The sequence below is a fragment of the Brevibacillus panacihumi W25 genome (genome assembly GCF_000503775.1).
GTDB lineage: Bacteria > Bacillota > Bacilli > Brevibacillales > Brevibacillaceae > Brevibacillus > Brevibacillus panacihumi_A.
The window spans coordinates 1,565,423-1,578,005 of sequence record NZ_KI629782.1 but is presented as its reverse complement, the minus strand read 5'-3'; the positions used below and the strand labels follow the sequence as shown (position 1 = coordinate 1,578,005).

12 protein-coding genes are annotated in these 12,583 nt (G+C 51.1%); 9 read left to right on the top strand and 3 right to left on the bottom strand.

The window, feature by feature from the left end; all coding sequences use genetic code 11:
• Positions 1 to 46 precede the first annotated feature (46 nt).
• Together T458_RS36880 and mobB are read left to right on the top strand one after the other, a co-directional pair.
• Entirely contained in the window at positions 47 to 1,306 is a 1,260-nt protein-coding gene (locus T458_RS36880) for a molybdopterin molybdotransferase MoeA (protein ID WP_023556053.1), read from the top strand.
• Between the two features lie 33 nt (positions 1,307 to 1,339).
• Positions 1,340 to 1,813 (top strand): molybdopterin-guanine dinucleotide biosynthesis protein B, encoded by a 474-nt coding sequence (gene mobB / locus T458_RS36875; RefSeq protein ID WP_031305555.1) that lies wholly within the window; start codon positions 1,340 to 1,342, stop codon positions 1,811 to 1,813.
• A gap of 13 nt (positions 1,814 to 1,826) precedes the next feature.
• On the opposite strand, the gene T458_RS57885 is transcribed toward mobB, so the two are convergent.
• Positions 1,827 to 2,093 carry a GNAT family N-acetyltransferase gene (locus tag T458_RS57885; RefSeq protein ID WP_023556051.1) on the bottom strand — a complete coding sequence of 89 codons (267 nt, stop codon included), beginning with the start codon at positions 2,091 to 2,093 and terminating at the stop codon, positions 1,827 to 1,829.
• 79 nt (positions 2,094 to 2,172) lie between these two features.
• Here T458_RS57885 and T458_RS36865 point away from each other — a divergent pair, with 79 nt between their 5' ends.
• From T458_RS36865 to T458_RS36850, 4 genes are all read left to right on the top strand, one after another.
• A complete protein-coding gene (locus tag T458_RS36865; protein ID WP_023556050.1) occupies positions 2,173 to 3,120 on the top strand; it encodes an MBL fold metallo-hydrolase in 948 nt (315 codons plus the stop codon).
• 93 nt (positions 3,121 to 3,213) lie between these two features.
• Positions 3,214 to 5,004, top strand: coding sequence for a M3 family oligoendopeptidase (locus T458_RS36860; RefSeq protein WP_023556049.1), 1,791 nt, complete (start codon positions 3,214 to 3,216; stop codon positions 5,002 to 5,004).
• A 328-nt stretch (positions 5,005 to 5,332) separates the two neighbouring features.
• Positions 5,333 to 6,070: an alpha/beta hydrolase family protein gene (locus T458_RS36855; RefSeq protein WP_023556048.1), complete on the top strand. Its 738-nt coding sequence runs from the start codon at positions 5,333 to 5,335 to the stop codon at positions 6,068 to 6,070.
• An 18-nt stretch (positions 6,071 to 6,088) separates the two neighbouring features.
• On the top strand, positions 6,089 to 6,583 hold the full coding sequence (locus tag T458_RS36850) for a hypothetical protein (protein ID WP_023556047.1): 495 nt from the start codon (positions 6,089 to 6,091) through the stop codon (positions 6,581 to 6,583).
• A gap of 398 nt (positions 6,584 to 6,981) precedes the next feature.
• On the opposite strand, the gene T458_RS36845 is transcribed toward T458_RS36850, so the two are convergent.
• Complete coding sequence (locus tag T458_RS36845) at positions 6,982 to 7,839, bottom strand: SDR family NAD(P)-dependent oxidoreductase (protein WP_023556046.1); 858 nt, start codon at positions 7,837 to 7,839, stop codon at positions 6,982 to 6,984.
• A gap of 178 nt (positions 7,840 to 8,017) precedes the next feature.
• Between T458_RS36845 and T458_RS36840 the strand changes: the two genes are divergently transcribed.
• Positions 8,018 to 8,530, top strand: a complete 513-nt coding sequence (locus T458_RS36840; protein ID WP_023556045.1) for a MerR family transcriptional regulator — start codon at positions 8,018 to 8,020, stop codon at positions 8,528 to 8,530.
• Between the two features lie 68 nt (positions 8,531 to 8,598).
• On the opposite strand, the gene T458_RS36835 is transcribed toward T458_RS36840, so the two are convergent.
• The gene (locus T458_RS36835; RefSeq protein ID WP_023556044.1) at positions 8,599 to 10,248 is read right to left on the bottom strand and encodes an FAD-binding dehydrogenase; all 1,650 of its coding nucleotides are present in this window, start codon (positions 10,246 to 10,248) and stop codon (positions 8,599 to 8,601) included.
• Between the two features lie 130 nt (positions 10,249 to 10,378).
• Between T458_RS36835 and T458_RS36830 the strand changes: the two genes are divergently transcribed.
• Together T458_RS36830 and T458_RS36825 are read left to right on the top strand one after the other, a co-directional pair.
• Positions 10,379 to 11,302 carry an ArsR/SmtB family transcription factor gene (locus T458_RS36830; RefSeq protein ID WP_051410057.1) on the top strand — a complete coding sequence of 308 codons (924 nt, stop codon included), beginning with the start codon at positions 10,379 to 10,381 and terminating at the stop codon, positions 11,300 to 11,302.
• A gap of 7 nt (positions 11,303 to 11,309) precedes the next feature.
• Entirely contained in the window at positions 11,310 to 12,563 is a 1,254-nt protein-coding gene (locus T458_RS36825; RefSeq protein ID WP_023556042.1) for an MDR family MFS transporter, read from the top strand.
• The last annotated feature ends 20 nt before the right edge of the window (positions 12,564 to 12,583 follow it).

Sequence of the window (12,583 nt, the reverse complement as noted above, 5' to 3'; positions counted from 1 at the left end):
TGAAATGGACGGACGACCTGGTGACAGACAGAAGGAGGAGCAGCAGATGCGTTTTTCACGACAGATGAAGACGGTGGAGGAAGCCTTGCAGGAGCTATTGGCAAGACTGCAAAAGCTGGATGAGGAGCAGGTAGAGCTCGGGGAGGCGTACGGAAGGATCTTGGCGCATGATGTGATCGCCACCTGCGACATGCCGCCTTTTGACCGCTCCCCACTGGACGGGTTTGCCGTGAAAGCCGCAGACACTGTTCATGCCGCTGTCGATCAGCCCGTATACTTGCGGGTGGTAGAGACGGTCGCCGCCGGTCAAGTACCGCGCATCCCGGTCGACCCTGGGTGCGCCACGCGAATCATGACCGGGGCGATGATGCCGGCTGGAGCAGACGCGGTCATCATGTTCGAACAGACGGAAAATCCGGGAGTCCACTCCGAGGTCGTCGGGATCAAACGCGCCCTGCGTCCCGGAGAAAATCTCTCCCGGCGCGGAGAGGAGATCGCGCAGGGTACTGTCGTGGCTCATGCGGGTGAACGGGTCAATGCAGGGACGATCGCCGTACTGGCGACGTTTGGCTATTCGCAGGTGAGTGTCATCCGCAAGCCGCGTGTCGGGCTGCTCTCCACCGGGATCGAGCTCGTCGCTGTCGATGAACCGCTTGCACCGGGAAAAATCCGCAACAGCAATACAGCGATGCTGGCCGCACTGATCACCGAGGCAGGAGGCATTCCCGTGCTGTTTCCGGTTCTTCCCGATGAGTTGGCGGAAGCGAAGCAAAAAATGACGGGCTACGTCCGGGAAGTGGATCTGCTGATCAGCAGCGGGGGAGTATCGGTAGGGGATTACGATGTCATTGCGTCTCTGGCAGATGAACCGGAGGTAACGCTCTTGTTCAACCGGATCGCTATGCGCCCGGGAAGCCCGACGACTGGCTTGCTGATGTCGGGCAAACCGGTCCTCGCCTTGTCCGGCAATCCTGGAGCCTGTTTTGTCGGGTATGAATTGTTCGCACGCCCCGCTCTGCAATGCCTGGCAGGAAAAAAGCAGGTTTCACTAGAACCGATCAAGGCACAGCTAGGCAGCCCCTACGAGAAGCCTTGTCCACATCCTCGCTATTTGCGCGGCAGACTGCTGCAAAAAGACGGGGTCTTGATCGCACAGCCTGACTTCAACGATAAAGCAGGCAATCTGGGGACACTTAAAAACAGCGAATGCCTGATCGTCATTCCAGCCGGGGGGCGTGGCAAGCAGGCTGGAGAGCTGGTCGATGTGATCGTACATGCTCAGCCAAGCTGGCGGGAAGAGGTGTAGGACTTGACCGACGAACACAAGAAACCGCTTGTGATGCAAGTGGTGGGATACGCCAACACGGGCAAAACGACTTTGTTGGCCAAGCTCATTCCGCTGCTTGAGCAGGAGGGCATGCGAGTCGGGGTGATCAAACATGATGGCGGGCATGATTTTGAGATTGACCAGCCGGGAAAAGACACCTGGCGTTATCGCGAGGCAGGCGCTTCGCTAGTCGCCATCACGTCACAGACGAAGACAGCCTGGATCGAACAACGTCCCGTGCCGCTGGCTGCGCTCATCGATCGAATGGGTCAGGCAGGTGTCGAACTGGTGCTGGTAGAAGGATTCAAACGGGAGGCTTATCCGAAGCTCTTGCTCATCCGGGAAGCGGAACACCGGGAGCTGCTGCCGGAGCTGACCAACGTGGCAGGCATTGTCCATTGGCGTGACGAGGTATATGCGGATCTGCCGCATTTTTTCATCGATGACGCAAGCGGGCTTGCCGCTTTTATACGAAAGCTGCGTTAAAGAGAACCGCCTTCTAAGGAAGGCGGTTTATTACGCTGACAAAGCGCAACGGCTGATCCGAGACCCTTCCTTTCCAGATCATATGATCAGTCCCATTCCCCCAATAATTGGGAAACAGATAAGTCGGTTCGCCAAATTTTTTTCTCCATACTTGTTGTGCTCTCGTATATCCGTTTCCCAATAAGGTAAGAAAAATCGCATTGAGAAGCACATTGGCAACTCCCTGCCCTTGAAAATCCGGATGAACGAAAACCGTCCCGATCCCCCTCCTTCGCTTCATTTCCACCGATGGGTCTGCTTAACCATCATTTTCCTTGTTATAATAATGAACATTGAGACTGAAATAAAGGAGTTTCTCCATGCTGATGACATTCTTAATCTGGGCCGGAGCAGTAATCGGGCTCCTTGCTTTGTTGTTTGTGGTGTATGTTCTCTACATGTATAGACGGCATATGGCGCATCGGCCGAAAGCCACTCCTCAGCAACTGAAGCACAGACCAAGACCTGCCGAATGGCGGGATACGGAGGTTACGTTTGCCTGGATCGGACATTCCACCATCCTGCTCAATCTGTTCGGGGTCAAAATCATCACCGATCCGGTTCTTTGTGAAGGAATCGGGGTCAACATCCCGGGCTTCGGGCAGATTGGTCCCAAGCGCTTTACGCCGCCAGCTCTGACGGTGGAGGAGATGCAAGAAGTAGATATCGATCTGATTCTGCTGTCGCATGCGCATCTGGATCATGTGGATTTGCCCACCTTGCGCATGCTGGCACGCCGCGAGACACAAGTCATTACGGCAAAAAATACGGCAAGGCTGGTCAACACGCTGCCATTCGGATTGATCGAAGAGCTGGAGCCGGGACAAAGCACGCGTACAGCGAAGGATGTCACGATTCATGCCATTCCCGTACGTCATTGGGGCAATCGATTTCCATGGAATACGGATTATGGCTACAACGGATACGTGATCGAGAAAAACGGAGTACGCATCCTGTATCCGGGCGATACCGCCTACGTTCGGATGACGGACCTGCCAAAGACATTTGGCAAATTTGATCTGGTCTTTATGCCGATCGGCGCGTACAGTCCGGATTCTTACCAGCAAGCCCATTGTACACCGGAGCAGGCGTGGCAGATGTTTGAGGAGACCGGAGCTGACTGGCTGGTGCCGATTCATTGGAATACATTCGTTCTGTCCAGAGAACCGATCCATGAGCCGATCCAGCGCTTGCGGGAAGCGGCGGGAGAGAGGAGAGAGCGAATCCTGATGGATGAAATCGGGGATACCAAGACAATACCCGAGTAAATTTCAGGCAGGAATTGGCTTGCTTGCAAAGAATTATTTGAACGTACAAGAAAATTTCGTAGATTTGAAGTGGAATGAACTGGGGGGATTGACATGACGCAACAACTCGCACAGCGTTGGGATCTGGAAGTGCTGTTTCCCGGAGGAAGTGAATCGCAAGCTTTTGCTGCTTTTCTTGACCGCTTGGAAGCTGACATCTCGGAATGGAAGCGAGAGCTGGATCGCACAGATCTCGTTTTTGAAGAAAAGGAGACATTTTTGGCGGCTGTCTCTTCTGTGCAGAGCTTGTCTGTGCGCATCAGGGAAGCGGGAGCGTTTATCTCCTGCCTGACCGCACAAAATGTAAAGGATGAGGCAGCGAAGCAGCTGGGCGGACGGGTTAAAAGCATTTCGGCAGCCTTATCTGCTGGATTAAGCGCTTGGGAACAGCGGCTGCTGGCGATTGAAGAAGATGCTTGGCGCCAATTGCTCGCAGAGGAGGAGCTGTCACCGCTCGCCTTTTCGCTCGATGAACGCCGTCGCCGCGCGAAAGATAAGCTGCCGACCGATCAGGAAGTGCTGGCAAGCGATCTGGCTGTAGACGGCTATCACGCCTGGCAAGAGCTGTACAATACGGTGGTCGGGCGCATTACGATTGAAGTAGAGCTGGATGGTGAGACGAAGCAGTTGTCGGTCGGGCAAGCAGCCAATCTGATCGGACATCCGGATCGTCAAGTCCGGGAAAAGGTATACGCCAAGTGGCTGGAGGCATGGGGACGGGAAACGGATCTGTGCGCATTGGCTCTCAACCATTTGGGCGGATTCCGCCTGGCTTTGTACCGTAATCGCGGCTGGGATCAGATTTTGCGGGAGCCGCTCGAAATCGGCCGGATGCAGGAAAGCACATTGGATGCGATGTGGCAGGCCATTAACAACCGTCGTGACAAGCTCGTCGCCTATTTGCAGCGAAAAGCCAAGCTGCTCGGCCTGGAGAAGCTGAGCTGGTTCGATGTCGGGGCACCTGTCGGCAGCCAGACGAAAAAAGTGCCGTATGACGATGCAGCAGCGATGATCGTCGAGCACTTCGGACGATTCAATCCCAATATGGCGGAGTTTGCTCAAAAAGCATTCGATGAAGCATGGATCGAGGCAGAGGATCGCCCTGGCAAGCGTCCTGGCGGATTTTGCACCAGCTTCCCGGTGTCCAGGCAATCCCGGATTTTCATGACCTATGCAGGCAACGCAAGCAACGTATCTACACTGGCACATGAGCTGGGCCACGCCTATCACCAGCATGTCATGTGGGGTCTGCCGCCGCTCGCGCAAAATTACGCGATGAATGTAGCGGAGACAGCGTCGACGTTTGCCGAGATGATCTTGGCGGATGCCGGGGTCAAGCAGGCAGCAAATGACGAGGAGCGCCTGGTGCTTCTGGAAGACAAGCTGCAGTCCGTGGTTGCGTTCTTTATGAACATCCAGGCGCGGTTCCTGTTTGAGAAAAACTTCTATGAAAAACGCAAGCAAGGGGTGGTACGTGCTGTCGATCTGGATCAGATGATGCTGGAAGCCCAGCGGGAAGCATACGGCGATGCTCTCGCGGATTATGAGCCGCATTTCTGGGCATCCAAGCTGCACTTCTACATCACCTCGTACCCGTTCTATAATTTCCCGTACACGTTCGGCTATTTGTTCAGCATGAGCGTCTACGCCCGGGCCTTGCAGGAAGGCGAAAGCTTTGCCGCGAAATACGATGCCTTGCTCCAGGACACGGGGCGGATGCGAGTCGAGGATTTGGCGCAGAAGCACCTCGGCGAGGATATGACCAAAGTGGACTTCTGGCAGGCAGCTGTCGATCTGGCTGTTGCGGACATCGACGAATTCCTGCGTCTCACCGAAAATCAGTAACACAAGAGCAGTACTCGAATTCTGGGGATTACTCAATCACTGACAAGAGGGCAGCCGGTCGAAATGATCGGCTGCCTTTGTTTTGGTGACGGGCAGTTGGGGTTCGCCGGGTTCCCACAAACGCTTGTTCAATTTGTAGCCTCCCGGAGTTGTTATGTTTTATGTACAGGACGGATGTCCTATGCAAGTTTTAACTTATGTGGTATTTGTTTTAAAGATACTGCTTAACATGACGGGTGTTTATTTACACTACAGTAGTCAGGTTGCTTGCAGGCCAGTACATTCCAAAAGACTGTTTAATAGCAAAATTCTTCATAGGGGGAAAGACATGGTCTTTTTAAAAAAACTAGGACATCAGGTGTTTTTAGTACTTCTAGCTCTAATGCTTATTTTTCATGCAGACTCATCATTGGTGAATGCAAATTCTAACGAACAGAAAGTTGATTTTCATGAAGAGACCATTACTTTTGAAAGCGGGACCGGGGAATACAAGGAAACATTACATGGAACGGTACTCATTCCTAATCAAGTTGGACGAAAGGCTGGAATTGTTCTTGCGCATGGTTCTGGAGTTGGCGATCCTGGGAAGGGTGGAAATCAAAAAGACATTCGTAAAGAAGCAGAGGTTTTTGCCCGAGCTGGTATCGTAGCATTGATTTATAACAAGAGAAGTAAAGGATATTCTAAGACAAATCGTTCCTATGAATTGTTGGCCCAAGATCTTATTGCAGGGGTGAAATTTCTCCAAACCCGATCAGATATTGATAATAAGAAGGTAGGAGTTTGGGGCTTAAGTGAAGGCGGTTGGGTTGCACCACTAGCAGCTTCACAAACAGATGATATTGCATTTGTTATCACAAGTGGTGCGCCGGGCATTTCTCCAGCCCAACAACAAACTTGGAATGTAGAAAATCGGTTGCGTCATCAAGGCGTCCAATCCAAATCTGCTATTCATTCTCTTGTATACAATGGAGCAGGCGTCGTGTTTTCACTACCTGGGTCAGGAGCGGTCTATAATCCTGTTCCCCCATTACAAAAAATTCATCAACCTTTCTTAGCTATCTAGGGTAGCAAAGACCGACAAGTGCCACCTGCAGAGAGTGCAGAGATTTTCAAAAATGCTTTAGACAAAGCCGGTAATCGAAACTATGTTTTACAGTATATTGAGGGTGCAGATCATTCCATTTACAACAACACGGATGACGGCTTTGTCTCCCTGAAGACACTCTATCCAGGTTATGCGGAAGCGATGACCTCATGGTTATTTCATGTTATTAATGGCCAACCGCCGGTAGCCCAAACGGTTGGACAAACACCTGTACAAATGAGTAAGAGTCTGACCGATCTTACCACCGTACATTGGTATGATTACTATTGGTTTCAACTAGGTATATCAGTACTTTTTCTGTTGATTTTTATAGGGTGTTATTTCGTTTCCATAAAGGATCGATTGAAAAAGAAAACAAAGGCTCCTTCCATTCAAAGATTGGCTGGCTGGACTGCTTTAACTGGGATGATCTCCATTCTTAGTTTCTGGATGTATCTCATTTCCCTGTGGACGAATGAGGGAGAGATATAGGATGGGTCATTGCCGGTATTCCATTTTTATGGATTGTTATTCAGCTATTGGCTACAATTACGGCAGTATTAATCATCCTGCTCATCATTTCTTGTTTGAAAAATCAAAGGAAACAACAAACGAGTGCGCGTGTAAAATGGATACTTTATGGAGGGATTCCTTTTATTCCTTGGGCAATTTACTGGCACTTATTGTTTTTTTGAATAGCATAAATATAGCTGAAAGCTAACTTTCATGCGTAAAGCGCAGAAGGACAAAATAGCGTCGACTCTGCGCAATTCGATCGGACATAAAATAAAACAGCAGCGAGTCTAAGACTTTATTTTCAGGTCTTAGGTCGCTGCTGTTTCAATTATCCGTGTTCAGTCTAAAACATTTTTTTCAACGAGCACATAAAGTTAAAAATTACGTTGTAAAAACTCATGTTCGTAAATTGTATGAATCCTTTCCAAAACGTGTCGTGCTTGATCTGTAAATTTTAATTCTGCAACCTGGCCTTTCAGCAAAAACACGCCGGTCTCATTACGATGATCCCCGAGAGCACCTTCATACAGCTTGTTGGCGCCGTGAGTAGGCGGAGAGAAAAACAGCTTCATCAACGGTTTAACCAATAGGGGCAGTCCGGGATTCTTCCCTTTTCTTAGCGTATTGTTGCTACCCGGGTCAACACTGCGGATCTTGATGTTTTCCTTGGCAAGCTGCGGACCGATGGCCTGCGTCCACAGCGAAAGCGCTAGCTTTGAGGTGGCGTAAGGACCAATCAGCTTACGGAAGGTTTCGGGGCGCTCCAGGCTTTCGATAGTAAACTCTTTCGTAAATTTTAGCGCTGAAGATGAGGTATTGATCACTGTTTTTAATTCACTATTTTTGATGAGTTCTTTTAATTCCATCAGAATGATATATGGAACGACTGTCAACAGCTCATAATGCTGTTCACGTCCTTGTTTCGAATAGCTCAGCTCGGGAAAGGACCCGCCAGCGTTGTTGAACAAAATATCGATCCACTGCTCCTTGCTTTTTATTTCTTCCAAAGATCGTCTCAAGCTGGCATAATCGGCAAGATCAGCTATTTTATAAATTCGAAGCCATCCACTCTTGACTGCTTTTTGAATTCTCATATCGTCCGCTGGAAAATCAGAACGGTTCAAAGCAACTACCTGCCAGTCCTCCGATAACAATTTCCGAGTTAACTCCAACCCGATCCCGGCGCTTGCACCCGTAATCAATGCGATATTTTTATGTTGGTTCATGTTCATTGCAAGTCTCCCCCCCCTGATAGTAGGGCATTTGCCCTGATAGCGCACATTCTATTACTTGGAGTCGACTCCAAGTCAAGACGTGAGTGCAAAGGTTTTCCTAAGGGAAGGAGACTTGACTTGGAGCCAGCTCCAATATTTATAATGTACAAAATAATAATTTCCGGGAGGGGATAGGATGAAGGAAGAGCAAACTTTTACAATAAAGCAAGCCGCAATGCAAACCGGAATTTCTGAAGATACGATCCGTTATTACGAAAAGATCGCTTTGTTGCCCTTGGCAGACCGAAAGAGTAACGGACACCGCGTCTACCGGCAGGAGGACATCAATACGATCCGGCTGATATCGTGTCTGAAAAAAACCGGGATGTCGCTAGAAGAAATGCGGCCTTTTTTGACAGTCTCCACCGATGCTGACCCTGCGGAATATCCCGAACTTGTGGAACACTTAAGGAGCCACCGGGAAACGATTGTCAACCAAATCGCCTCTTTGCAGCAGGTTATCGATTTTATCGATATGAAGTTGGAGGAGGGAAGATTACGATGGGACAACTCGAATGATATTCAGGAGGAAGCTTCAGAAAAAATGAAGGGAAAAACGAAAACAAAGCGAGTTTCACCTGTTCAGATGAATTATTTTTCAGTATCGGCCAAAACGGACATGTCATCGACCTCCGTAAGAAAAACTTGATGCTTCGTGGTTCGTGGTACCGCTGAAAGGAGCCTGTCCACACGTGGAATAGGCTCCTTTTTTGTTATTCATGACTCTGCTGCAATTGATCTGCCTGCTACACGGCCCGTAAAAAGGCAGCCTCCGACAAATGTTCCTTCGAGAGCACGATACCCGTGGACACCGCCGCCGCCAAATCCGCAAACCTCTCCGGCAGCATACAGCCCCGGAACCGGATCGCCAGCGGAATTTAATACTCGTCCCGATAAATCCGTCTGCAAACCGCCCAGGGTTTTCCGGCTCAGGATATTCAGGCGAACCGCGATGAGAGGTCCGTTTTTCGGATCGAGGATTTTATGCGGCTGAGCAACACGGATGAGTCGATCACCCAGGTAATGGCGCGCGCCCCGAATCGCCGTGATCTGATGATCCTTCGTAAACTTGTTGTCGATTTCGCGATCCCTGGCTTTGATTTGCCGTTCTACGTCAGACAGGTTCAATAAATGGTCGCCAGTATGTTCATTCATGCCGGATACCAGATCTGCCAAATGATCTGCAATAATGAAATCTTCACCCTTGTCCATAAAGGCTTTGACAGGATCGGGAATGCTTTTTAAAGCTCTGCCGATTACCTTGCGAATACTTTTTCCCGTCAGATCCGGATTTTGTTCAGAACCGGAGAGGGCAAATTCCTTTTCAATGATTTTTCGCGTCAAAATAAACCAGGAGTAGTCGTAACCCGTCTTCTGGATGGCTTCGAGGGTAGCCAATGTATCAAAGCCGGGGAAGTTCGGGGGTGGTAAACGCTGCCCGCGCGCATCCAACCAAAGGGAAGAGGGACCAGGCAGGATTCGGATGCCGTGTTTGTTCCAGATGGGAGCCCAATTCTTGATTCCTTCTGTGTAATGCCACATCCGATCGCGATTCACAATTCGACCTCCCGCTTCCTCTGTGATGCCAAGCATCCTTCCATCTACATGGGCGGGGACACCTGACAGCATGCGTTTGGGAGGCTGACCGAGCCGGCTGGGCCAATTTTGGCGAATGAGGTCGTGGTTGCCGCCAATTCCGCCGCTTGCTACGAGCACTGCTGTCGCATGATAGTCGAAGCTTCCCGTCACCTCGCGGCTGCTCTCTTCCCCGCGTGCTGCAGAACTGGGGGCAAGGATCGATCCACTTACGCCAAAGACGGCGCCATTCCTCGTAATCAACTGGTCGACCCGATGCCGTGGACGAAACTCGACCAACCCATTTCGCATATGCTCACGGACACGCCGTTCGAATGGCTCTACAATGCCGGGACCAGTACCCCAGACAATATGGAATCGGGGGACGGAATTCCCGTGACCCAGGGCCAGACCGCCGCCGCGCTCTGCCCATCCGACTACGGGGAAAAAGCGGACGCCCATGCCGGTTAACCAGGCGCGTTTCTCCCCTGCGGCAAAATCGACATAGGCCTCCGCCCATTTTTTGCCCCAGTAATCCTCATCATCCCGGTCAAAGCCAGCTGCGCCTAACCAGTCCTGCCATGCCAGCTCCTTGGAATACCGAATCCCCATTCGCCTTTGCTCGGGTGAATCGACGAGGAACAACCCCCCGAAGGACCACCAGGCCTGACCACCCATGGAGGCTTCCGGTTCTTGATCCAACAGCAATACTTTTTTTCCGGCATCCGCAATTTCTGCTGTCGCCACGAGACCAGCAAGCCCGGCTCCTACCACGATTGCATCGAATTCCATGACCTTCCCCCCGCCCATTTTATTTTCAATCTTTTGACAATTATATCACTTGTTCATCAAATTGATCCTCTGTACAGTGCAGGAAGCTTTGTGATACACTTGAAAAAAATATATGTTCGATGGTGATCGAATGAATAACAATTATTCAATTTGTATCGAATGGTTTCCTGCCTATGAATGTGTGATGAGTCTTTATGCGTATTTGAATGAAGCGGAAAGAAAGCATCTGCACATGGGGAGTGATTGGAAGGCGAAAACGCAGATGATGCTGCCTGCGGATTTTGCCGAGGAACTGGAAGATGAACGCTGGGAAGTGCTGCATCGGATCGTCTTGTTGGTCGCGCAGTCTCCCGAGAAAGAAAGTGTCGATGCGTTTCTGGACTGGCTAAAGAATATTCCGCCCGGGGAGATTTACGAGCGTCTGGCGCCGTGGGTGGACAGCATCCCGCTCAATCTGGGAGAAATTCGCGATCGCAGCCTGTCTTTGCTGCGGCGCTGGAATGAGCATTATTTTTCCAAGCTGGAGCCGCTCATTTTGGCCAATCTGCAAAAAAGCGCAGAAGAGCTGAAAGGCCTTGTGTCCACGCTGGAACCGCCCGCACTGATCGACCATGCGACTCGCGGGATCTGGATCGAACCGATGGACGATTTGCAACAGGTTGTACTCGTGCCGCAGTATCATTGCGCATTTTCGTCAGTTCTGGACTTTCATCGCGGAATTGCTACCTGCTTGTATCCTGTGCCGGATGCTGCTGTGGAGCAGTCTGAGCCGCTGCGCGAACTCCTGCCGATGACGCAATGCCTGGCGGATGAAAAGCGCCTGCAGATTCTGCGTTGTCTCGCCATCAGGCCCTGCACGCTCGGGGAGCTGCAGCAGCAGGTATCCTTGGCAAAAAGCACCGTGCATCACCACGTCACGGCACTGCGGCGCGCTGGATTGATCCGGGCACATTATGTCGGCTATTCGACGGTTTCGTACTACAGCCTGCGTGAATCGTTTGTCGATCGTCTGCCCTTGCTCTTGCGCAACTTTTTGGAGAGGGAAGGGGACTAAGTTCCGTATGCAAAAGCTGCAACAAGCTTGGCAGGCGTATCATCCTGTCGTCCACCTCTTGATGGGGGGAACGGTCTTCGTCATGCTCACACAGATGATGAGCATGCCCTTTTTGGCGATTTACTTGAGTGAAACGACGACACTCGGCCCGGCAGCCATCGGATTGATCATCGGAGCCGGGCCATTGGCGGGGACGTTCGGCGGATTTTTTGGCGGCGTCTTGTCGGATTTGTTCGGCCGAAAAAGGCTGATGATTCTCTCCATGCTGGCGATGGCGATCTCGTACATGGTTTTTGTCATGGTAAGCGATCCGCTGGCATTACTGCTTATCAGCCTGTTGAAAGGACTGGCAAGTTCGATTTACGGTACGGTCTCCAAGGCCTTGATGGGAGATGTAACGCCGGAGGATAAAAGATTTCGGGTATTTTCCAACCGCTATATGGCGGTGAATCTAGGAGTAACCATTGGGCCGGTATTTGGAGCCTTTCTCGGGATTGCGGGCAGTGGGATTGCGTTCTGGCTGACCGCTTTCTCCTATCTGCTGTTTGCTTTCGTGCTGCATGTGGCTTGCCGCAAGTATGGCGTGGGAGATGGCGTGGCGAATGAAGGAATGGACGACGCCGAGGAAAAGCCCAGTCTCCGGCAAATGGGGCAGGTTTTGTTTCGAGACGCGGCTCTGCTTTGCTTCGTCATCGGAGGGATTCTCTTGGTAACGGTTCACGGTCAAATGTCTGTTACACTGTCCCAGTATTTGCGTGACAACTTTGCAGATGGGGTAGCGTTGTTCGGGGTGATGATGAGTGTCAACGGAATAACCGTCCTGCTCCTGCAAATTCCGCTGACTCGTCTGGTGGAACGCTACTCGCTACTGTCCCGGATCGTGGCAGGAGCCTTGCTGATGGCGATCGGGGAGATAGGATTTGCTACTTCTGTCGGGTGGAGCTGGTTTGTAGCGTCGATGGTCGTCTTTACACTTGGCGAGATCCTGATCATCCCTGCCGAATACGCACAGATCGACCAGATCACGCCTGCCCGAATGCGCGGCACGTATTACGGCGCGCAGAGCATCAGCGAGCTGGGAAGCTTTCTGGGCCCGTGGGTGGGTGGCATGATCCTGTTCGCTTACGGTGGCCCGGTCATGTTTTCGTTCATGGCGTTTTTAGCGGTATTCAGTCTGCTCTTTTACTGGCTGGGAAGGAAAATGTATGTGAAACGGCAGGCACAGGCATTCGTGGTCGTGAAAGAGTCAGTTGATGCATAAGAGGATCAAGAAGGGAGTCT